This is a genomic window from Kluyvera intermedia, from assembly GCF_021440345.1.
GTDB lineage: Bacteria > Pseudomonadota > Gammaproteobacteria > Enterobacterales > Enterobacteriaceae > Kluyvera > Kluyvera intermedia_A.
On sequence record NZ_JAKCNS010000043.1, the window covers coordinates 90560 to 111687 of the forward strand.

19 protein-coding genes are annotated in these 21128 nt (G+C 56.4%); 9 read left to right on the forward strand and 10 right to left on the reverse strand.

The features are described from left to right. Positions 1-216: 216 nt before the first annotated feature. From astE to LZ634_RS13870, 5 genes are read right to left on the reverse strand one after another with little or no spacing between them, the layout of a single operon-like run. A complete protein-coding gene (gene astE / locus LZ634_RS13850; protein ID WP_234506138.1) occupies positions 217-1194 on the reverse strand; it encodes a succinylglutamate desuccinylase in 978 nt (325 codons plus the stop codon). A gap of 9 nt (positions 1195-1203) precedes the next feature. Beyond that, the gene (gene astB / locus LZ634_RS13855) at positions 1204-2529 is read right to left on the reverse strand and encodes an N-succinylarginine dihydrolase (RefSeq protein WP_234506141.1); all 1326 of its coding nucleotides are present in this window, start codon (positions 2527-2529) and stop codon (positions 1204-1206) included. After that, positions 2526-4004 (reverse strand): succinylglutamate-semialdehyde dehydrogenase, encoded by a 1479-nt coding sequence (astD, locus tag LZ634_RS13860; protein WP_234506145.1) that lies wholly within the window; start codon positions 4002-4004, stop codon positions 2526-2528. Before astD ends, astB begins: the two co-directional genes overlap by 4 nt. After that, on the reverse strand, positions 4004-5035 hold the full coding sequence (gene astA / locus LZ634_RS13865; protein WP_234506147.1) for an arginine N-succinyltransferase: 1032 nt from the start codon (positions 5033-5035) through the stop codon (positions 4004-4006). Before astA ends, astD begins: the two co-directional genes overlap by 1 nt. Then, positions 5032-6252: an aspartate aminotransferase family protein gene (locus LZ634_RS13870; RefSeq protein WP_234506151.1), complete on the reverse strand. Its 1221-nt coding sequence runs from the start codon at positions 6250-6252 to the stop codon at positions 5032-5034. The genes astA and LZ634_RS13870 overlap by 4 nt, the downstream gene beginning before the upstream one ends. A 448-nt stretch (positions 6253-6700) precedes the next feature. Here LZ634_RS13870 and xthA point away from each other — a divergent pair, with 448 nt between their 5' ends. The 7 genes from xthA (at position 6701) to LZ634_RS13905 (ending at position 13792) form a co-directional block, all read left to right on the forward strand. After that, entirely contained in the window at positions 6701-7504 is an 804-nt protein-coding gene (xthA, locus tag LZ634_RS13875) for an exodeoxyribonuclease III (protein WP_234506153.1), read from the forward strand. A 205-nt stretch (positions 7505-7709) separates the two neighbouring features. Further along, a complete protein-coding gene (locus tag LZ634_RS13880; protein ID WP_234506189.1) occupies positions 7710-8369 on the forward strand; it encodes a TVP38/TMEM64 family protein in 660 nt (219 codons plus the stop codon). Then, positions 8369-9073, forward strand: a complete 705-nt coding sequence (locus tag LZ634_RS13885) for a TVP38/TMEM64 family protein (protein ID WP_414467741.1) — start codon at positions 8369-8371, stop codon at positions 9071-9073. Before LZ634_RS13880 ends, LZ634_RS13885 begins: the two co-directional genes overlap by 1 nt. Continuing rightward, positions 9073-10263 carry an ABC transporter substrate-binding protein gene (locus LZ634_RS13890; RefSeq protein WP_234506156.1) on the forward strand — a complete coding sequence of 397 codons (1191 nt, stop codon included), beginning with the start codon at positions 9073-9075 and terminating at the stop codon, positions 10261-10263. The genes LZ634_RS13885 and LZ634_RS13890 overlap by 1 nt, the downstream gene beginning before the upstream one ends. Next, positions 10236-11771, forward strand: coding sequence for an ABC transporter permease subunit (locus tag LZ634_RS13895; RefSeq protein WP_234506158.1), 1536 nt, complete (start codon positions 10236-10238; stop codon positions 11769-11771). Before LZ634_RS13890 ends, LZ634_RS13895 begins: the two co-directional genes overlap by 28 nt. Continuing rightward, entirely contained in the window at positions 11771-12403 is a 633-nt protein-coding gene (locus LZ634_RS13900; RefSeq protein ID WP_234506160.1) for an ATP-binding cassette domain-containing protein, read from the forward strand. The genes LZ634_RS13895 and LZ634_RS13900 overlap by 1 nt, the downstream gene beginning before the upstream one ends. Before the next feature lie 84 nt (positions 12404-12487). After that, positions 12488-13792 (forward strand): rhodanese-like domain-containing protein, encoded by a 1305-nt coding sequence (locus LZ634_RS13905; protein ID WP_234506161.1) that lies wholly within the window; start codon positions 12488-12490, stop codon positions 13790-13792. Here LZ634_RS13905 and LZ634_RS13910 read toward each other — a convergent pair. Together LZ634_RS13910 and LZ634_RS13915 are read right to left on the reverse strand one after the other, a co-directional pair. Next, positions 13789-14421: a CDP-alcohol phosphatidyltransferase family protein gene (locus tag LZ634_RS13910; RefSeq protein WP_234506163.1), complete on the reverse strand. Its 633-nt coding sequence runs from the start codon at positions 14419-14421 to the stop codon at positions 13789-13791. The genes LZ634_RS13905 and LZ634_RS13910 overlap by 4 nt on opposite strands. Beyond that, positions 14414-14980 carry a carboxymuconolactone decarboxylase family protein gene (locus LZ634_RS13915; RefSeq protein WP_234506166.1) on the reverse strand — a complete coding sequence of 189 codons (567 nt, stop codon included), beginning with the start codon at positions 14978-14980 and terminating at the stop codon, positions 14414-14416. Before LZ634_RS13915 ends, LZ634_RS13910 begins: the two co-directional genes overlap by 8 nt. 78 nt (positions 14981-15058) lie before the next feature. Between LZ634_RS13915 and LZ634_RS13920 the strand changes: the two genes are divergently transcribed. Continuing rightward, positions 15059-15475 (forward strand): pyrimidine (deoxy)nucleoside triphosphate diphosphatase, encoded by a 417-nt coding sequence (locus LZ634_RS13920; RefSeq protein ID WP_320673459.1) that lies wholly within the window; start codon positions 15059-15061, stop codon positions 15473-15475. Here LZ634_RS13920 and LZ634_RS13925 read toward each other — a convergent pair. Then, on the reverse strand, positions 15435-15704 hold the full coding sequence (locus LZ634_RS13925) for a DUF1496 domain-containing protein (protein WP_234506169.1): 270 nt from the start codon (positions 15702-15704) through the stop codon (positions 15435-15437). The genes LZ634_RS13920 and LZ634_RS13925 overlap by 41 nt on opposite strands. 235 nt (positions 15705-15939) lie before the next feature. Here LZ634_RS13925 and gdhA point away from each other — a divergent pair, with 235 nt between their 5' ends. Beyond that, positions 15940-17283 carry an NADP-specific glutamate dehydrogenase gene (gene gdhA / locus LZ634_RS13930; RefSeq protein WP_234506171.1) on the forward strand — a complete coding sequence of 448 codons (1344 nt, stop codon included), beginning with the start codon at positions 15940-15942 and terminating at the stop codon, positions 17281-17283. A gap of 59 nt (positions 17284-17342) precedes the next feature. Here gdhA and LZ634_RS13935 read toward each other — a convergent pair whose 3' ends face one another. Both LZ634_RS13935 and selD read right to left on the reverse strand, forming a co-directional pair. Next, on the reverse strand, positions 17343-19274 hold the full coding sequence (locus LZ634_RS13935) for a DNA topoisomerase III (protein ID WP_234506174.1): 1932 nt from the start codon (positions 19272-19274) through the stop codon (positions 17343-17345). 4 nt (positions 19275-19278) lie between these two features. Continuing rightward, on the reverse strand, positions 19279-20322 hold the full coding sequence (gene selD / locus LZ634_RS13940) for a selenide, water dikinase SelD (protein ID WP_234506177.1): 1044 nt from the start codon (positions 20320-20322) through the stop codon (positions 19279-19281). Positions 20323-21128: the final 806 nt, after the last annotated feature.

A 21128-nucleotide genomic window follows, 5' to 3' on the forward strand; every position in this document is an offset into this window, starting at 1 on the left:
TGAAAGTGTAAAAAACGATTTCCATCCAATTATGGAGAAATTAAGGAAAAATAATAGAAAGTTGCAACAAAAATATTCAATTGCATGATTAAGAAGGGATTTTGTAGAAGTATAAAGCACCGGAGATTATTAATAAAGCAATTATCCAGGATTAATCTGTAATACTGAAAATCAGAATAAATAAATGCCGCCCGGAAGCTGAAGCGGCAAGTCTTATTAAATAACGGGAGGGCAGCGCTCAAGCATTAACCCCGCCCGTAGTCCCAGCGCGACATCCGGGTTGGGAAACAGCACGTACTCACAGGCTGAGGCCACCACATAGCGAGTCTCACCGTCTTCTGCCAGCAATGTTCCTTTGGCAAACGGGGTAAAATTCAGCGTCTGAGCCGACATATAGAGGCGAAAATCAGCGCTGCGTCGGGTTATCTGCTGCACCACCCGATAGTGGAGGGGTTCCACCGTTGAACCACCGCCAAATTCGCCCGCCAGCAGGTTCGCCAATTGGCGTTCCACCAGCGCAAACTGCGACAAATCATTTTGCCCAAACGGCTTGGCTTTCCCCAGCTCCAGCGTGCAGGCCTGCGCATCAAAGGATTCGCAGGTAAAATGGCTGAACGTTCCACCGGGAGCCTGATGAAACACCAGCGCCTGTAGCCCCGCTGAGCCGAGCCAGGTCAGAAACTGTGGATCCCATGGCGTCTCCCTTGCGGGTAAAACGCCAAAACGCTGATGATGAGAACCGCGAATGGCGGTATGCATATCGAGATGCCAGCGAACATCCGCCGGGCAGCGCTGATAAAACGCTGCCACGGTTTGCTCAAGGCTGGCCGCCCGAATGGTTTCATCGCTGACCGGGAAATGCCGCCAGCGCACGCCAAACATGCGGTTGAGATCGCTGTGTAGATAACGTTTATTGTCGCGCATCGCCGGCGGGTTGCCCAAAACCACCAGCAAATGCCAGCGCAGCGCTTGTCGCCCGCTAATCAGCGCATGGAGCAAGTTATCGACAATCTCTACCGGGGCCGTTTCGTTACCGTGGATCCCTGCCGACAGTACCATTGCCTGCGAACAGGGTTGATGGGGCGTCAATTGCAACACGCCCGCCTCGCGCCACTCCCAATGAAAGGTTTCGGTATCCCCCTCCAGCTGGGGCGGTAATCGCCCCGCCAGCGTCAACGCCAGGAACTGTTTCATCTGCTCTCCTTAACGCTGGAATGGATAGAGTGACCCCAAATGCAGGATCTGCGTCAGCCTGTCCAGCGCTTCGCGTCCTTCCTGCAATAGCTGCGGGTCGGCAAGGTCGCCCACCGTCAGGCGATCGCGATAATAGCGATCCACCCAATCATTCAAGCTGACAAACAGCGAATCGTTCATCATCACAGCCGGATTCACCGCTTTACGTTCGGCCTCGTTCAGCACCACCCGCAGCCGCAGGCAGGCCGGGCCACCGCCGTTGGCCATACTTTCACGTAAATCAAACACCCGCAGCGTATCGATAGGGTTGTCCTGGGCTATTAACTCGTTGAGGTAACGCCAGACGCGCGGATTCTCCTGCGCCTCACCGGGAAGCACCAGCATCATGCTGCCATCGGGCTTGCTCAAAAGTTGACTGTTAAACAGATAGGTCGACACCGCTTGCGCAACCGTAACCTTTGACGTCGGTACCTCAATCGCCATAAATCCTGGCACCCGTTCACGCAGTTGCTGTATTAACTGCGCCTGATGAACAAACGCCTGTTCATGGCAGAACAACAGCTGGCGGTTGCTGACCGCGATAACATCATTATGGAACACGCCCTGGTCAATCACCTGAGGATTTTGCTGAGCAAAAATCACCTGGTTTAGGTTGGTCTGATTCAGCCTCGCCACCGCCTCGCTGGCGGCGCGCGTTTGCCGCGCCGGATAACGCTGCGGCTGCACGCCGTTGGCCGTGTCCCGGCCATAAATAAATAGCTGGGTTCCCGGCAAACCATAGTCGCGTCCCAGCCGATTATGGTTGGCGGCACCTTCATCGCCAAAGGTGGCCACCGCTGGCAGCGGGCCGTGAACGGCGAAGTGCTCTGGAGAGTGGAAAATGCCCTGCAGAATAGCCTGCGTTGTCGGGGCCTCACTGGCACGGTGCAGGAGACTATTAAGGTTCGCCACGGTCAGGTGCACCTTGCCATCCAACGCATCCGCGGAAGGGCAAACCGTGGCCGCGTTAGCCACCCACATCGCCGAGGCGGAACTGGCCGCACTCAACAGTTCCGGCGCCTGCGCGGCGGCTTTGGCAATCACCTGCTCATCACGTCCGCCAAACCCTAGCTGGCGCAGCAGCGCGACGTTTGGACGCTCCTGCGGCGGGATAACCCCTTGCGGGAATCCGGCATCGGCCAGCGCCTTCATTTTTAACAGCCCCTGCTTCGCTGCCCGCTGTGGGTTCGACACCTGATACTGATGTTTGGCCGAGGCCTCATTACCAAACGACAGTCCGGCGTAGTGATGCGTTAGCCCCGGCAGACCGTCAAAGTTCACTTCCCAGGCGTTCATGATGGTACCTTCGAGGCGAAGTTGAGCCCTGGACTGAGCGAAGCAGGGAGCGTCAGCGTCGGCGACTCAAGGCTTGCCATCGGCCAGGCGCAGTAATCTGCGGCATACCATGCGCCAGGACGATGATTCCCGGAGGCGCCTGTGCCACCAAACGGCGCGCTGCTGGCGGCACCGGTCAGCGGTTTGTTCCAGTTGACGATCCCGGCGCGCGCCTCGAGCAGCAGGCGGTCGAATTTTTCTCTTTCGCTGGAAATCAGACCACAGGACAGGCCATAGCGCGTGGCATTAGCCAACGAAATCGCCTGGGTGAAATCCTCATAGCGCCAGATGCCGAGCAGCGGGCCAAACACCTCTTCATCGGCGATATCGTGCGCCTCGGTTAATTCAACTATCCCCGGCGTCAGCAGCGAGGTTCCGGGTTTGACTAAACGCGGGGCCAGCAGCGTTGTGCCGCCCTGTTCCACCAGCATCTCCCAGGCCTGATAAACTCGTTCGGCGGCAGCCGCCGAAATCAATCCACCGATAAACGGCTGCGGCTCGGCGTTCCAGGCATCGGGCACAATACGCCCGGCCACTTCCACCAGACGCTGTATAAAGGCATCGCCAATCTCTCCCCGCTTCACCAGCAAACGGCGCGCACAGGTACAGCGCTGACCGGCGGTGACAAACGCCGACTGAATCGTCAGATGCACGGCGGCGTCAATATCATCAGGATCATCGACAATCAGCGGGTTATTGCCCCCCATCTCAAGGGCGAGCATTTTTTGCGGCTGACCGGCCAACTGGCGATGCAGGTGAAAGCCGGTGGCAGAACTGCCGGTGAAAAGCACCCCGTCCAGTCCCGATTGGCTGCTGAGCGCTTCGCCGGTTTCGCGTCCGCCCTGCAGTAAATTCAATACTCCCGCCGGTAAACCGGCTTTTTCCCACAGTTTGACCACCGCCTCACCGCAGTTCGGCGTCAGTTCGCTCGGTTTAAACACCACCGTATTCCCCGCCAGCAGCGCCGGAACGATATGGCCATTCGGCAAGTGTCCGGGGAAGTTGTACGGGCCAAATACCGCCAGCACGCCGTGGGGACGGTGGCGCAGCGTCGCCGCACCATCGGCCATTTCGCTATAACTTTCTCCCGTACGGCTACGGTATGAAGCCAGTGAAATGGCGATTTTATTGGTCATCGCCGTCACTTCGGTTGCTGCCTCCCAGCGCGGTTTTCCGGTTTCGCGCGCAATCACCTCGGTCAACTCCGCTTTATGGCTCTCCAGCAGCCCCGCAAACGCCTCAACGATTTGCTGACGTTCGGCAAACGGGCGGCGAGCCCAGGCCGGAAAAGCCGCACGTGCGGCTACGACCGCTGATTCCACCTGCAATGACGTCGCGTCATTTCCCGCCCACACCGCTTCGCCTGTCACCGGGTTAGCGCTCTGACGTGATGCGCCACTGCCGGTTTGCCATGTTCCGTTAATCCATAGGCTCATTATTTTTTCTCCTCAGGGCACAGGCGCACCAGGCGCACGCTGTCGCCAGGATGACAGTTCAGGGCATCCAGCTGTTCGGCGTTTAACACAAGGCGTTCCGTCTGCGGATCGGCATGAACCAGCATCGCGCGGTAGTGCTGATACTGTTCGTTGGCGACTACGCACAGCGGCAAATCGCTACTGCCAGGCTCACCCTCCGCCACGGCAACCATGCGACTTTTGCGCACCGCGCGCACCCGGTCGATTTCACACTCCAGCGTCGGGCCGCCGTCGAAAATGTCGACATAATCGCGATAGCGGAAACCTTCTTTCTCCAGCACCGCGCGCGCCGGGGCGGTTTGCGGATGGACCTGGCCTATCACCGCCCGAGCTTCATCGCTGAGGAAATCGGTATAGATCGGGTGTTTAGGCATCAGCTCAGCGATAAATGCTTTCTGCCCGGTACCACACAGGTAATCGGCGCGGGCGAACTCCATCGAGAAAAAGCGATTCCCGAGACTCTCCCAGAATGGGGAGTAACCGTGCTCATCAATCACGCCGCGCATTTCTGCCACCACCTTGTGATTGAAGTGGTCGCGAAACGCCGCCATAAACAAGAAACGCGATGATGACAGCAGATGGCCGTTGCTCTCTTTGCGCCACGCCGGGTCAAGGAACAGCGTGCACAGCTCGCTGCTGCCGGTGTGATCGTTAGTGAGAAACAGGGTTGGCAGAGCGTTGTAAACGTTCAGCTCTTTCGAGGCGTGCACCAACGTGCCCACCCGATAGTTGTACCAGGGATCGTTGATACCTACCGCCACTTCAATCGCACACACCCCGACTACCGCACCGCTGCGGGTATCTTCGAGCACGAACACATAGCCTTGATCGCCACGCGGCAGCGTACCTTGCCAGGTCGCCTGCGAGCGGGCAATACGCGCCGCAAGGGTATTTTCATCGGCAGGCAACGAGGTGAGACCGCCACCCGTTTCCCCCGCTAACGTGAGCAAACCCTGGAGATCTCCAGCGGCAACAGGACGAATAATCATCATGATGATGTCTCCGCGATAAAGCGTTCACAGGCGGCTTCGAAACGGTTGAGACCCAGCGTCACATCCTCTTCGTTGACGACAAGTGCCGGTGCAAAGCGCACAACGCTGGCTCCGGCAATCAGCACCATTAATCCTTCTTCAGCGGCCAACAGGCTTATCTGTTTGGCTTTTCCGGCATATTCATCGCGCAATGCGCAGCCAATCAACAGCCCAACGCCGCGAATTTCTTTAAATAATCCCAGCCGGGCATTGATCGCCTGCAGACGCTCTTTAAACCACTGTTCGCGCTGCTTCACGCCGTTCAATACTTGCGGAGTATTGATAATCGACAGCACTTCGCCCGCGACGGCGCAGGCCAGCGGGTTACCGCCGTAGGTGGTGCCGTGCGTTCCCACCGTCATCACGCTCGCCATCTCTTCACGCGCCAGCAGCGCGCCGATTGGGAAACCGCCGCCCAGCGCCTTGGCGGTAGAGAGCAGGTCCGGCGTGATGCCGTAATGCATATACGCATACAGTTCGCCGCTACGTCCGACGCCGGTTTGCACCTCATCAAAAATCAACGCCGCGTGGTGGCGATCGCACAGCTCGCGCAGTTCGCGCAGGAATTCCTGCGTCGCCGGGATCACTCCGCCTTCGCCCTGAATCGGCTCAACGATCACCGCACAGGTGTTATCGTCAATCAGTACGCGGGCGGACTCGATATCGTTGTAGACGCCATGACGAATATCCGGCGGCAGCGGCGCAAAGTCTTGTGAATAGGCCGGTTGCCCCCCAGCGGTGACGGTAAACAGCGTGCGGCCATGAAAGGCATTCTTAAACGCCACGATGCCGGTTTTGTGTTCGCCAAAACGGTCATGGGCATATTTACGCGCCGTCTTCAGCGCCGCTTCGTTCGCTTCCGCCCCGGAGTTGCAGAAAAAGACGCGATCCGCGAAAGTGGCGTCAATCAACTGTTTTGCCAGCCGCAGCGCGGGCTCGTTGGTATAGCCGTTGCCGGTATGCCAGAATTTGCTGGCCTGCTCAGTCAACGCGCGGATCATCGCCGGATGGGCGTGCCCGAGCGCGTTAACAGCGATCCCGCCGGCAAAATCGATATAGCCTTTCCCCTCTTGATCCCACAACCATGCCCCCTCGCCGCGTACCGGAATAAACTGAGCCGGGGCGTAAACCGGCATCATCCACTGATCAAAATTTTGACGGCTGATTGACTGAGACATAGCGACCTCGATAAGTAAACAAATGGTTTAATTTATGTTAATGATTTTGGTTATTTCCCTTTAAATGTAGATTGCACGGTTCGTGCCAGCGAGAGCTAAAAATGCATAAAAGAGGATTGATAACGAAATATCAATAAGTTACAAAAGCCTTTTATTCACAAAAAATGCATACAAAGTGAATATCAATGACATCAGGGGACTATTCAGGGCGAAATTAAGAAATATTATGCATCGGCAAAATATCGTTCTGGATTTGTGATCGACTACGAAATTTATCGCATATTTACGCCTCATTACGGCGCAGATTGCCCAAACCTGGTGCAATTTTTGCCCGACAACACGGCAGCGACGATAAAAGAAATTGGCCATACCGCCGTACAAGAGCAGCGAGACAATCTAAATTCTGCTACTATCCCGTCACAATTCATCCCGCAAAGTGGCAACGACTATGAAATTTGTCTCCTTTAATATCAACGGCCTGCGTGCCCGCCCTCATCAACTGCAAGCCATTGTTGAAAAACATCAGCCTGATGTGATTGGCCTGCAGGAGACAAAGGTGCACGACGATATGTTCCCTCTTGAAGAGGTGGCAAAGCTCGGCTACCACATTTTCTACCACGGCCAGAAAGGCCATTACGGCGTGGCTATCCTGACCAAAGCTGAACCTATTGCGGTCCATCGCGGCTTTCCAACCGATGATGAAGATGCGCAGCGCCGCATCATCATTGCTGAAGTTCCGTCCGAGTTTGGCAACGTGACGGTGATTAACGGCTATTTCCCGCAGGGAGAAAGCCGCGACCACGAAACCAAATTCCCGGCCAAAACCAAGTTCTATCAGGATTTGCAGGACTATCTGGAAACCCGCCTGAACAAAGATAATCCGGTACTGATCATGGGTGATATGAACATCAGCCCAACCGATCTGGATATCGGCATTGGTGAAGACAACCGCAAACGCTGGCTGCGTACCGGTAAATGCTCGTTCCTGCCGGAAGAGCGCGAGTGGATGCAGCGCCTGCTCGGTTGGGGTCTGGTTGATACCTTCCGCAACGCTAACCCGGAAACGAACGATCGCTTCTCGTGGTTTGACTACCGCTCAAAAGGCTTCGATGACAACCGCGGGCTGCGTATAGACCTGCTGTTAGCCAGCCAGCCGCTGGCGGCACGTTGTATCGAAACCGGCATCGATTATGAAATCCGCGGGATGGAAAAACCGTCGGATCACGCGCCGGTTTGGGCCACCTTCAAGTAAGTTTGTTCAGCTAGCCCGCAGTCAATAATGGCTCCGGGCTAGCGATCTAACGCCCGTAGTGGCGAGATAATTCTGAGCAATATCAATAAATCAGCGCTAAGCTCTTGCTGTAGCCGTGAAGTTATAATAACGTCGCGCACACTTTTTCTTCCCGGCAGGAGGACCCCCATGCAAAAGAAGTCACCACTCCGCAGCCTCTAAGCTCCTGCTCATTGTCGCTGTTATCAGCCTGCTTTTCGTCTGTATTCACCGCTTCGGTCTGGCCGAACTGGTGACTAATTTTCGCCATTTGCAGCAGCTTATTGGGCAAAGCGGCGTCCTCGGCTATGGCCTCTATATCACGCTATTTATTATTGCCACTCTCTGCCTGATGCCCGGTAGCATACTGGTGCTGGCGGGTGGGATGGTCTTCGGGCCGTGGCTGGGCACGCTTTTGTCGCTGGTCGCGGCAACGCTGGCCTCCGCGCTGTCGTTTATTCTTGCCCGCTGGCTTGGCCGTTCGCTGCTGCTGAAATATGTCGGCCATACAGCAACATTTCAGGCAATTGAGCGCGGCATGACCCGCAACGGAACTGACTTTCTCATTCTCACCCGGCTTATTCCGCTGTTTCCCTACAATATTCAGAACTATGCCTACGGATTAACGGCGATCCCCTTTTGGTCATATACGTTGATTTCCGCCCTGACCACGCTACCCGGTATTTTTATCTACACCTTTATGGCGAGCGAACTGGCAGCCGACGGCATAACCCTACCGTTTGTGCTTAAGCTCAGCATTGCCGGGCTGACGCTGTTTGCGCTGGTCCAGGCGGCCAAAAAGTACGCCCGCCGTAAGCGGGTTGAACTGCCGACCAAGGAGAGTTGATGGCAGATAACAATCGTACGGTCTGGTATTTACGCGGCCTGATTATCATCGCCGCCTTCGCTGTGCTGCTGGCGTGGCTGTTTATTCCCTCAGTCACGGCGTTTGTCGACAATAGCGTCAGTGCGTTTATGGCGCTCGATCAGCACGGGATTGAGCGTTTTATCCACTCTTATGGCTCGCAGGCCGCGGTGGTGTCGTTCCTGCTGATGATCTTTCAGGCCATTGCCGCACCGCTGCCGGCGTTTTTGATTACCTTTGCCAACGCATCACTGTTTGGTGCTTTTTGGGGCGGGCTGTTGTCATGGAGCAGTGCGATGGTCGGCGCGGCGCTGTGTTTTTATATCGCTCGTATTCTGGGGCGAGAAGTGGTGGAAAAACTCACCGGTAAAGCGGTGCTCAAGAGCGTCGATAGCTTCTTTGCCCGCTACGGTAAACACACCATTCTGGTCTGCCGCCTGTTGCCCTTCGTGCCGTTTGACCCGGTAAGCTATGCCGCGGGGTTAACCTCCCTGCGCTTTCGTCATTTTATTCTCGCCACCGGTCTCGGCCAGCTTCCCGCCACCGTGGTCTATTCGTGGGTCGGCAGCATGCTGACCGGCGGCACCTTCTGGTTTGTCAGCGGGTTATTCATTCTGTTCGCGCTAACCATTGTGATTGTGGCCGCGAAGGCCTTCTACCAAGAAAGACACAAGAGGAATTCCTGATGCGTAATCACGGTGAAACCCGTCGCCATCTGCGGTTTGGTTTGCTTGGCATGACCATGCTGTTGCCGCTGGCCGCCCACGCCGATAGCTGGCAGCAGATCCAAAACGACGCTAAAGGTCAGACCGTTTGGTTTAATGCCTGGGGCGGCGATGAAGCCATTAACCATTATCTCGACTGGGTGAGTGGTGAAGTGAAGCGTGATTACGCCGTCGACCTGCGCATCGTGCATATTGCCGACGCGGCCGATACGGTAAAACGCATTCAGACCGAAGCCCGCGCCGGGCGTAAAACCAACGGTTCAGTCGACCTGCTATGGGTCAACGGCGAGAACTTCCGTGCGTTAAAAGAGGCCAACTTATTACGTACCGGCTGGGCGGAACAGTTACCCAACTGGCGTTATGTCGATGTCAGCAAACCGGTGCGTGAAGATTTCTCCGTGCCGGTCGACGGCGCTGAATCGCCGTGGGGCAGCGCGCAATTGACCTTTATCGCCCGCCAGCAGCAAACGTCGCAGCCGCCAACATCTCCACAGGCACTGCTGGAATTTGCCACAGCGCATCCCGGCACCGTGACCTATCCGCGTCCGCCGGATTTCACCGGCACCGCGCTGCTGGAGCAGCTGTTGATTAACGTCACCACCGATCCGGACGCGTTAAAACAGCCGCCGAATGACCAAACCTTTGCCGCCGTAACCGCACCACTGTGGGCCTATCTCGATAAACTGCATCCGCTGTTGTGGCGTCAGGGCAAAGATTTCCCCCCCTCTCCCGCACGTATGGATACCCTGTTGACCAACGGCACTCTGCGCCTGTCGCTAACCTTTAACCCGATGCACGCCAAACAAAAGGTCGCCAAAGGTGAACTGCCGAAAGACAGTTACAGCTTTGGCTTTACGCAGGGCATGATCGGCAACGTTCACTTTGTTACGATTCCAGCCAACGCCTCTGCCAGCGCTGGCGCACAGGTGGTTGCCAACTTCCTGCTCTCTCCAAAAGCCCAACTGCGCAAGGCCGATCCGGCCATCTGGGGCGATCCGAGCGTGCTGGATGCCGCGAAGCTCGACGCTGAACAACAGCAAACGCTACGAAAACTTATTCCGGAAAATACGCCGCCGGTACTGGCCGAACCGCATTCGGCGTGGGTGAACGTGCTGGAGCAGGAATGGCTGCGCCGTTACGGTACGCATTAACCGCCCTTTGCTGGGGCCTGATGCTGTTCATCTATCTGCCCCTGCTACCGGCGGCGGAGCTTTTGCTATCCCCGGCGATGTCCGTTGCCCATTGGCGGCAGCTGTTTAATGACCCGCAGCTGCCGCAGGCCGTTATCAGCACGCTAGTCTCCACGCTGATTGGCGTGGGCGGCGCGCTGCTGCTGGCGTTACTGGCAATCGCCACGCTTTGGCCCTCTCCCCGCTGGCAGCGGCTGGCGTCCCGCTTGCCGTGGTTGCTGGCTCTGCCACACGTAGCCTTTGCCACCTGCGCCCTGCTGTTGTTTGCCGAAGGCGGTGAGCTCTATCGCCTATTTCCGATGTTAACTGCCGTACAGGATCGCTACGGCATTGGTCTCGGACTGGTGCTGGCGGTCAAAGAGAGCGGCTTTTTGCTGTGGGTGTGCTGGGCGCTGCTCGGCGAGCGGCTGCTGGCAGAACAAGTGGTGGTGTTTAAAAGTCTCGGCTACGGACGTGGGCAAAGCCTGATCTACGTCATTCTGCCGGCGCTGATGCCGTCGCTTAGCGTCGCGCTGTTGGCGACTACCGCCTGGACTTTGTCGGTGGTCGATGTGGCGATGATTATTGGCCCAGGCAACCCGCCAACGCTGGCGGTGCTCGCCTGGCAATGGCTCAACGCTGGCGACATCGATGAGCAGGCCAAAGGTGCTCTGGCCTGCCTTCTGTTGCTCGCGATGCTGTTTATTCTCGCCGCACTTGCCGTTGGGCTGTGGCGAACCTGCCGTCGTCGTCACCCCCATCCAGATGGCAACCGCCAGCCTCGTTTCCCGCAGCTACCGGGAAAAACCGTGGGGTTGATGCTGCCGCTTAGCGGTGTGCTGTGCACCGCTTTTCTCGCCTGGCTGGCGCACGCCTCGCTTCCCGCGATGCACACCGTTAATAACAGCCTGTGGCTGGCGCTGCTCTCATCCTTGATTGGCGCGGCGGTGTGCCTGCTCTGGCTGGAATGGGGGCCATCGCGCCATCAGCGTTGGCTGGATTTGCCCTTATTACTTCCCGCGCTACCGCTGGCGGCCGGGCAGTATCAGCTGGCGTTATATGGCTGGTTCGACGGATTATTGACTACCGTGCTGTGGGGACATTTGCTGTGGGTGGTACCGTGGATGCTGTTTGTCCTGCGCCCCGCCTGGCGACAGATTGATCCACGCCAGGTACTGCTGGCCAAAACGCTCGGCTGGAGGCGTGGGCGGATATTTCTCCAGCTGAAATGCCCGTTGATTATCCGTCCGTTACTCTCCGCGCTGGCGATAGGTTTTTCCGTCAGCATCGCGCAATATCTGCCGACCCAATGGTTAGGCGGCGGACGCGTGCCCACGCTAACCACCGAGGCGGTGGCACTGAGCAGCGGCGGAGCCACCGCCACGCTTGCCGCACAGGCGCTATGGCAACTGCTGCTACCGATGTTCTTTTTCTTGCTGACTGCGCTATTGGCGCGGCAAGTCAGCCATTTTCGCCGGGGATTACGCTAATGTTGCAGGTGCAGAATTTGACCCTTTCGCTGGCCGGTCAGCCGCTGCTGCGCGAGGTGAACTTTACCGTCCAGCCGGGGGAAGTCGTCACACTAATGGGCCCCTCCGGCTGCGGGAAATCAAGCCTGTTTGCGTGGATGGTCGGAGCCCTTGACGGCGCGTTTCGCGCCCGCGGTGAGCTTTGGCTGAACGGGCATCGCTGCGACCCATTGCCGACCGAAAAACGGCGTATTGGCATCTTATTTCAGGATGCATTGCTGTTTGATCACCTGAACGTCGGGCAGAATTTACGCTTAGCGCTCCCGAAAAATGTGACAGGACAACAGCGGCGGTTTGAGGTTGAGCGCGCGCTGGACCATGCCGGGCTGGCCGATTTCTACTCGCGCGACCCGGCCACGCTTTCCGGCGGCCAACGCGCCCGCGTGGCGCTACTGCGCGCGCTGCTGGCACAACCCGACGCCCTGCTGCTCGATGAGCCCTTCAGTCGTCTTGACCAACAGCTGCGAGGCCACTTCCGCCAGTGGGTATTTAGTGAGTTAAAACAGCAGCATATTCCGGTCGTGCAGGTCACACACGACCCCGATGACGTGCCCCCTGACGCGCGCTGTTTACAGCTGGCAAACTGGCGCTGAAGCGGCAAACACTGCGTTAACGCAAGGTAATTCCCTTATCAGAGGTGCAAAATAATGCTCCATTTTTCCCCGTCGGATAATTTGATGAAACGTGTTTCTCAACTGACTGCGCTGGCCCTTGCGCTTGGTCTTGCCTCTTCTGCTTTCGCCGCCGAAACAGCGAAAACGTTAACCTTCACCCATTTACTTCAGCAAAAAGGTGCCGCGATTGATACGCGCCTGAGCGCGTTTTATAACGGTTGGCCGCAGCAGGCGAACGGCACCCAGGGCCACGAACCGGGCGCTCTGAACCTCTCCGCAAGCTGGCTGTCTGCGATGAACAACGAACAGTTGACCGCGTGGGCACAGCAGCATCAGCTACAGAAAAATACCGATATCGCACTGTACGGCGAGAGCAAAGACAACGAAGCCGTGGCTAAACGTCTGAAGCAGGCGGGTTACACCAACATCTCGACGCTGAGCGACGCGCTGCAACAGCCTGACCGTTTGCAAAAGCTGCCGCACTTCGAACAGCTGGTGTACCCGCAGTGGCTACACGACCTGCAGCAAGGTAAAGATGTTGCGGCGAAACCGGCGGGCGACGTGAAGGTGATTGAAGCCGCCTGGGGCGCGCCGAAACTCTATCTGGTCAGCCATATTCCGAACGCGGGCTATATCGATACCAACGAAGTGGAAAGCGAACCGCTGTGGAATAAAGTCTCTGACGCGCAGCTCAAAACGCTGCTGGCGAAACACGGTATTCGCCACGATACCACCGTGGTGCTTTACGGCCGTGACGTCTACGCCGCCGCCCGCGTGGCGCAAATCATGCTCTACGCGGGGGTGAAAGACGTCCGAATCCTCGACGGCGGCTGGAAAACCTGGTCAGACGCTGGCCTGCCGGTAGAACGCGGTTTGCCAAAAGATGTCGCTCCGGCACCTGATTTCGGCGTCACTATTCCGGCGCAACCGCAGCTGATGCTGGATATGGAACAGGCTCGCGGCCTGCTGCACCGTAAAGACGCTTCGCTGGTGAGCATCCGCTCCTGGCCTGAGTTCGTCGGTACCACCAGCGGCTATAGCTATATCAAGCCAAAAGGTGAGATTGCCGGCGCGCGCTGGGGCCATGCGGGGAGCGATTCAACGCATATGGAAGATTTCCACAACCCGGACGGCACCATGCGTAGCGCCGATGACATCGCGGCGATGTGGAAAGCATGGAATATTCTGCCTACCCAACAGGTCTCCTTCTACTGCGGTACCGGCTGGCGCGCTTCAGAAACCTTTATGTACGCCCGCGCGATGGGCTGGCAGAACGTCAGTGTGTATGACGGCGGCTGGTACGAGTGGAGTGCTAACCCGAAAAACCCGGTGGCCACCGGCGAGCGTGGCCCGGACAGCACGCTTTAATCCGCTACATCATGACGCTGAACGTTCTTCAGCGTCATGTACCCTCCCCATACCCGGTTAAACGTCGTCAGCCAGCACAGCGCGCCAAAAAGCCACGCCATCCAGGCAAACCACTGCGGAAACAGGCAGCCCAATACAAACAGCGCAATCGTCTCAGTGCCTTCAGTTAATCCACCGAGGTAATACAACGACTTATGCGCATATCCCGGGTTATCAATCTGGTATTTTGCCGCCAGCGCAGCAAATGCCAGAAAGCTGCTGCCGGTTCCCATAAAGGCAAAGAGTAGCCAGCCTCCCGCCACCGCATTCGCCGCCGGAGAGGCCAGAATAAAGCCGAACGGCACCAGCGCGTAAAACAGAAAATCGAGAGCAATATCGAGAAAACCGCCCGCATCGCTCAGGCCGCGTCGACGCGCCAGCGCACCGTCAAGCCCGTCAAACAGGCGGTTAACGACAATAGCCACCAGCGCCGCGCCGTACCAGCCTAACGCCAGAAACGGCAGCGCCAGTACGCCAATGGCAAAACCCAACAAAGTGATGCCATCAGCGCTGACGCCGGGGCGGTCAACTAAGGCGGCCGCGCGATTCAACCATGGTTTGAGCCGGGGATGAAGGTGTCTATCAAGCATCTTTTTTTGCCTCCATCGCACAGAGCCCCTGCGAGGGGATCTCCAGCGCCGCATTAAAACGGGCGGATAAATTCTGGAATGCGACCAGCGCGGTCATCTCGGTGATCTGCCCATCGTTAAAGTGACAGTGTAACGCATTTTTCACTGCATCATCGATTCGCGGCGGCGTAGCGGTCATCGCATCCGCATACTCCAGCGCCGCGCGTTCAGCCGGGGTAAACAGCGCGGAGCTTTGCCAGTCGCTTAGCGCCAGCACTTTATCCATCGCCCCGCAGCGCTGTGCCAGGCGCAGGCTATTTGCATCAATACAAAACGCACAATCGCACTGCTGGGAAACCCGGGTCATTAGCAGCGCGCGCAGCACGGGTTCAAGACGGGCTTTTTTACGCTCCAGATAACCGACAAACAGCGCCACCAGCCAGAACAGACGCGGCATACGCCCCCACCAGCGGGTCGGATTAAGTACCTCACCGTAATGTTTTTGCTGCATCGTAACGATAGGTTTCAAACTGAGGGGTAACTGACTGAGCGGCTGCACCCAGGGTTGTTGATTTTTCACCCGGAGACTCCTGCAAAACTTTGGCAAACGACAAAGCAGCGATAATATGGCATTCCACTCATCACGTCTTTGACCGCTATGCTGAAAACCATTGATGTTGTTGCCGCCATTATCGAACAAAACGGCAAAATTTTGCTCGCCCAGCGCCCTCTTCATGCCGATCAGGCCGGGCTATGGGAGTTTGCGGGCGGAAAAGTTGAGGCCGGTGAAAGCCAGCCACAGGCGCTGGTGCGCGAACTCCAGGAAGAGCTGGCGATTCACGCTTATCCCGCCTGCTATATCGCCAGCCATCAGCGCGAGGTTTCCGGGCGCATGATTCATCTGCATGCCTGGCACGTGCCGCGCTTTGATGGCGAGATAATCGCCCGCGAGCACAGCGCGCTGGTGTGGTGTACGCCGCAGGAAGCGCTGAACTACAATCTTGCCCCTGCCGATATTCCGTTGCTGAAAGCGTTTATGGCTTTACCCGACGCCACACCAGAGGGTTCGTGCTAACCGCGCGCTCATCGCGCTGGCACTGTAACAGCACGCCTTCGGTTTTCACCACCGCACCTTCACTGTAGTTCTGATCCTGATAGATACAGCACTGGGAGCACGGCTGCACCCGCTGAGTATTACCGTTGTTGCTAAATACTTCAGGCGGAACGTTAACTTCCACCTGCGGTCGCGCCTGCGCAGCATGACAAAACAGCATCAGCGCCCCGGCTATCCATAACATTTTCATTTGCTATCCCCTTAAATATTCACCTTTTATAACTATCGACCAAATTTGCCGCCAACTTAACTTTTTTCCATTATCTCTTTTAGTTATGACCTCGACTGGAGTATTAATTTTATTCGGCTTCCGGAATTTCCTTGTCATCCGCTAGCAGGGTAGTGATATAGTCGAAAAAAAGTCATTTATTAAACACAACCATAACAACTACATACATCCACAATCATAAGAGGTGCTTATACTAATGGAACAAGTTTGTTCTCTGAATCAATTCCTGGCTCATGTTCAACAACGCGACCCACACCAGACCGAGTTTGCTCAGGCTGTACGCGAAGTCATGACAACGCTCTGGCCGTTCCTCGAACAGAACCCGCGCTATCGTCAGCTTTCTCTGCTGGAGCGATTGGTTGAACCTGAGCGTGTTATTCAGTTCCGCGTCGTGTGGGTAGACGACCGCAATCAGGTTCAGGTTAACCGCGCCTGGCGCGTACAGTTCAGCTCGGCTATCGGGCCATACAAAGGCGGGATGCGTTTCCACCCTTCCGTTAACTTATCCATTCTGAAATTCCTCGGCTTCGAACAAACCTTTAAAAACGCCCTGACCACCCTGCCTATGGGCGGCGGTAAAGGCGGTTCTGATTTCGATCCGAAAGGCAAAAGCGAAGGCGAAGTGATGCGTTTCTGCCAGTCGCTGATGACCGAACTGTATCGTCACCTGGGCGCGGACACCGACGTACCGGCCGGTGACATTGGCGTGGGCGGTCGTGAAGTCGGCTTTATGGCCGGGATGATGAAAAAACTCTCCAACAACACCGCCTGCGTATTTACCGGCAAAGGTCTCTCTTTCGGCGGTAGTCTGATTCGCCCGGAAGCAACCGGCTACGGTCTGGTGTACTTCACGGAAGCGATGCTTAAGCGTCATGGCCTTGGTTTTGAAGGCACCCGTGTAGCAGTCTCTGGCTCCGGCAACGTGGCGCAGTACGCTATTGAAAAAGCGATGGAACTCGGCGCACGCGTGATCACCGCCTCTGACTCCAGCGGCACCGTGGTTGATGAAGCCGGGTTCACCAAAGAGAAACTGGCGCGTCTGTGCGAAATTAAAGCCAGCCGCGACGGTCGCGTTGCCGACTACGCGCGCGAATTTGGTCTGGTCTATCTTGAAGGCCAGCAGCCGTGGAGCGTACCGGTAGATATCGCTCTGCCGTGCGCCACCCAGAACGAACTCGATGTTGAAGCGGCTCGTGTGCTGATTGCTAACGGCGTGAAGGCCGTGGCGGAAGGCGCCAACATGCCAACCACTATCGAAGCAACCGATCTGTTCCTCGACGCTGGCGTGCTGTTTGCACCGGGTAAAGCCGCTAACGCCGGTGGCGTTGCAACTTCCGGTCTGGAAATGGCGCAGAACGCCGCGCGTATGGGCTGGAAAGCCGAGAAGGTTGATGCTCGCCTGCACCATATCATGCTGGATATTCACCACGCTTGCGTTGAGCACGGCGGTGAAGCCAAACAGACGAACTACGTTCGCGGCGCGAACATTGCAGGCTTTGTGAAAGTGGCCGACGCGATGCTGGGCCAGGGTGTGATTTAATCTTGTCGCTAACGCGCCGACTCCGGAGATCCCGGGCGGCGCGATAGACCTTCGGGCATTTAGTCCTGCGCAGGGCTCGGTGCCCGTTTCTTCCCTTTACCTTTGCTGAACGTTTTCTTCGCCCCGCCGCCCGGTGCCACTAATCCTCTGAACTGCCTGACAGGGGTACTCCGCGCCTGATCGATAAGCTGGAACAACGTTCCCACTAGCGGCTGCATAAAGTCCTGATAGCGACACTGTTTTTCGCTGATTTGCGTCAGCGTTGACTCCCAGTGGGCGGTCATATCCGGGCGGGTGGCCATTTCCGGCAAAGAGTGGAACAGCGCGCGTCCCGGGTCGGTTGAGATAATATTGCGCCCTTTTTTGGTGAGAAAACCGCGCTTAAACAGCAGCTCGATAATCCCGGCACGGGTGGCTTCTGTGCCTAACCCGTCGGTCGCACGCAAGATCTTTTTCAGATCTTTATCCTGCACAAAACGCGCGATGCCGGTCATCGCCGACAACAGCGTAGCATCGGTAAAGTGGCGCGGCGGCTGCGTTTGTCGCTCCACCACTTCGCCGCTTTCACACAGCAGCTCATCGGCTTTAGCAACCACCGGCAGCGGCGTACCGTCGTTGTCCTCATCGCGCTCCTTCGCCCCCAGCAGCGTACGCCAACCGGCCTCAGCCAGGAAACGCGCCTTGGCAACAAACTTACCGTTAGCGATATCGAGATCAATCTGGCATTTGCGGAACACCGCATCCGGGCAGAACTGCATCAGGTACTGGCGAGCAACCAGGTTATACACCTTGGCTTCGTTATCCGTGAGATTGACGTTGCTGGCACGCGCGGTGGGAATAATCGCGTGGTGAGCATCAACTTTTTTGTCATCCCAGCAGCGGTTACGAATCTCCAGATCGACCACCGGCTGCGGCAGCAGATCCGGCGCATGGACGCTAATGGCGTTGATGACCGCCTGACGCCCGGCAAAGTGCTCTTCCGGCAAGTAGCGACTATCGGAACGCGGATAGGTAACAAGCTTGTGGGTTTCATACAGCTTCTGGCAGATATCCAGCACGTTCTGGGCGCTAAAGCCAAAGCGTTTGGCCGCTTCAATCTGCAAAGCGGAGAGCGAAAACGGCAGCGGCGCGGCCTCAGAATCCCGTTTGTCGTTATAGGCCGTCACCAGCGCTGGCTGGCCGCTTATGCGTTTAACCACGTGCTCAGCCAACGTTCGGTTGAGCAAACGGCCCTCTTCGTCCTGGTGCGGTTCGCAGGCCTCGCTAGGCTGCCAGACGGCGGTAAAGCGCTCATCCTTTGGCGTCACGATATGCGCTTTGACTTCAAAGAAGTCTTTCGAGACGAAGTTTTCAATCTCTTCATCACGACGCACCACCAGACCCAGCACCGGCGTCTGCACGCGGCCCACGGAGAGTACGCCCTGATAGCCCGCATTACGGCCAAGAATGGTGTAAGCGCGGGTCATATTGATGCCGTACAGCCAATCGGCGCGGGCGCGAGCCAGCGCCGAAACGCACAGCGGAATAAACTCGCTATTGGAACGCAGGCGAGAAATCGCCCGCTCCACCGCCTGCGGGTTAAGGTCGTTTATCAGGCAGCGCTGGACCTGATGGCGCTTTTCCGCCGCCAGTTGCAGGTAATCCAGCACCTCATCCACCAGCAGTTGCCCTTCTCTATCCGGGTCACCGGCGTGGATAATTTCACTGGCGTCGTGAAGAAAGCGTTTAATCACGTTGAGCTGTTTAGTTACCGACGCCCGGGGCTGAAGCTGCCATTTTTCCGGGACAATCGGTAGATCCTGCAGATTCCAGCGCGCGTAGCGGCTGTCATAGACATCCGGTTGCGCCTGTTCCAGAAGGTGCCCAATACACCAGGTCACCACCTGGCCGTTGCCACATTCGATAAACCCGTCGCCTTTGCGGTGAGGTTTAGGCAGGACATCAGCAATGGCACGCGCCAGGCTTGGTTTTTCCGCGATAAACAGGCGCATGGATTCAGCGCAGCTCGATCATAGGACGGCCACCGCGAGCGGTCACCAGATCGCCGATGGCGGTCAGGTTGATACCGTATTCGGCGGCGGCAGCATGGACCGCCTCTTCGGCATCCGGCGTTACCGCCAGCAGCAGGCCACCGGAGGTTTGCGGGTCGCACAGCAGCGCACGCTGTTCGGCGGTCATGGCCCCCATCAGATGGCCATAGCTGGCAAAGTTACGTTCGGTACCGCCCGGAACGGCGCCCTGGGCAATATACGCTTCCACGCCCGGCAGCTTCGGCACGGCGTTAAAATCAATCTGCGCCTGGACACCTGCGCCCTGACACATTTCGCTCAGATGGCCCAGCAGGCCAAAACCGGTGACATCGGTCATCGCTTTCACGCCTTCAATGTTGGCAAAAGCAGAACCCACCAGGTTCATCTGGCACATCACTTCCGTTGCCAGCCCCTGATGCTCCGGTTTAAGCAACGATTTTTTCTCGGCGGTGGTCAGTACGCCAATGCCCAGCGGTTTGGTCAGGAACAGCTTACAACCGGCCTGCGCGGTGCTGTTTTTCTTCACGCGTTCGGTGGGCACAATCCCGGTGACGGCCAGACCAAAAATAGGCTCTGGGGCATCGATAGAGTGACCGCCCGCCAGCGCGATACCGGCCTGTTTACACGCGAAGCGACCGCCTTCGGTCACTTCACGGGCAATTTCAGGCGCCAGTTTGCTGATAGGCCAGCCGAGGATGGCAATCGCCATAATAGGCTTACCGCCCATCGCGAAGATGTCACTGATGGCATTAGTGGCGGCGATACGGCCAAAGTCGAACGGATTGTCGACAATCGGCATAAAGAAATCGGTGGTACTGATGACCGAGGTACCATTACCCAGGTCGTAGACAGCGGCATCATCGCGCGTTTCGTTGCCGACAAGCAGGTTCGGGTCGATAAACTTCGTCTGCTCGCTGTGCAGGATGGTCTCCAGCACCTTCGGTGAAATTTTACAACCGCAACCTGCTCCGTGGCTGTATTGCGTTAAACGAATAGCCTGCTCGCTCATGGACAACTCCTGATTGTCTAAGAAACCTATAAACCTTGATTTACCTTGGTTTTCCTAACGACTAAAACTGTAGAGATCTACAGCTTAGGGTAAAAAATCATGGCATCGGACACCACATAACAACGCGTATCAGCTAAAGACGCTGTTCGTCAGGTTCAGGTCCACCACCAAAGGCGGAGAAAAACCGTAACGTCATTCCTTTACCACGCCGAAAGCGGCTAAAAATGAAGTGATGAACGAGGGACATTTTACAACGATGTCATCGCATCAGTCCAGGAAGCCCCGGTCTTTGCTTTCGCTGATAAGCAGTTGAAGGATACACAGTATGTCGAGGTTGTAGCTAAGAAAGGGTTGAAAACGCACGTTAATCGTATCAACACCCGGCGCCCCCTGGGAAAAAGGTTATTTGCCGAACGCTTTTGCATCATTCGTCCTTACCTCCTGTTTATTTTAAAACACGCCATCCTCATTTATTGCTAACCTGATAAATCAATATTCTTAACAGCCATTTAAATTAGTTTGCTATTCAATGCGAATACATCGTCAGTTATAAGCAAACATATAAAGAAAATGTATGTTAATGAATTGATTTAATGCCGGTACTATTGATTAAAGCGGTCATGCCGGGTTAAGTTACTTTCGCAGGAAAGGAGACGGTATTTTAACCTATTTCCAGCTCATCTCTTCAATAAATAGTCTGCTGATGAAAAAATGCATCACAGAGGGTCATTATGAATTGAAGGACAAGCACCCTGCCGTAATAAAACAATAAAATGACATTTAAAGCCTGGGTGATGCTGCCAACT

Excerpts from the sequence above, each read along its gene's own strand:
- xthA (WP_234506153.1), top strand. The coding sequence starts at position 6,701 with ATGAAATTTGTCTCCTTTAATATCAACGGCCTGCGTGCCCGCCCTCAT.
- LZ634_RS13900 (WP_234506160.1), top strand. The coding sequence starts at position 11,771 with ATGTTGCAGGTGCAGAATTTGACCCTTTCGCTGGCCGGTCAGCCGCTG.
- LZ634_RS13885 (WP_414467741.1), top strand. The coding sequence starts at position 8,369 with ATGGCAGATAACAATCGTACGGTCTGGTATTTACGCGGCCTGATTATC.
- LZ634_RS13910 (WP_234506163.1), bottom strand. The coding sequence starts at position 14,421 with ATGCTTGATAGACACCTTCATCCCCGGCTCAAACCATGGTTGAATCGC.
- LZ634_RS13895 (WP_234506158.1), top strand. The coding sequence starts at position 10,236 with ATGGCTGCGCCGTTACGGTACGCATTAACCGCCCTTTGCTGGGGCCTG.
- selD (WP_234506177.1), bottom strand. The coding sequence starts at position 20,322 with ATGAGCGAGCAGGCTATTCGTTTAACGCAATACAGCCACGGAGCAGGT.
- gdhA (WP_234506171.1), top strand. The coding sequence starts at position 15,940 with ATGGAACAAGTTTGTTCTCTGAATCAATTCCTGGCTCATGTTCAACAA.
- astB (WP_234506141.1), bottom strand. The coding sequence starts at position 2,529 with ATGAACGCCTGGGAAGTGAACTTTGACGGTCTGCCGGGGCTAACGCAT.
- astE (WP_234506138.1), bottom strand. The coding sequence starts at position 1,194 with ATGAAACAGTTCCTGGCGTTGACGCTGGCGGGGCGATTACCGCCCCAG.
- LZ634_RS13890 (WP_234506156.1), top strand. The coding sequence starts at position 9,073 with ATGCGTAATCACGGTGAAACCCGTCGCCATCTGCGGTTTGGTTTGCTT.
- LZ634_RS13870 (WP_234506151.1), bottom strand. The coding sequence starts at position 6,252 with ATGTCTCAGTCAATCAGCCGTCAAAATTTTGATCAGTGGATGATGCCG.
- LZ634_RS13935 (WP_234506174.1), bottom strand. The coding sequence starts at position 19,274 with ATGCGCCTGTTTATCGCGGAAAAACCAAGCCTGGCGCGTGCCATTGCT.
- LZ634_RS13925 (WP_234506169.1), bottom strand. The coding sequence starts at position 15,704 with ATGAAAATGTTATGGATAGCCGGGGCGCTGATGCTGTTTTGTCATGCT.
- LZ634_RS13905 (WP_234506161.1), top strand. The coding sequence starts at position 12,488 with ATGAAACGTGTTTCTCAACTGACTGCGCTGGCCCTTGCGCTTGGTCTT.
- astD (WP_234506145.1), bottom strand. The coding sequence starts at position 4,004 with ATGAGCCTATGGATTAACGGAACATGGCAAACCGGCAGTGGCGCATCA.
- astA (WP_234506147.1), bottom strand. The coding sequence starts at position 5,035 with ATGATGATTATTCGTCCTGTTGCCGCTGGAGATCTCCAGGGTTTGCTC.
- LZ634_RS13920 (WP_320673459.1), top strand. The coding sequence starts at position 15,059 with ATGCTGAAAACCATTGATGTTGTTGCCGCCATTATCGAACAAAACGGC.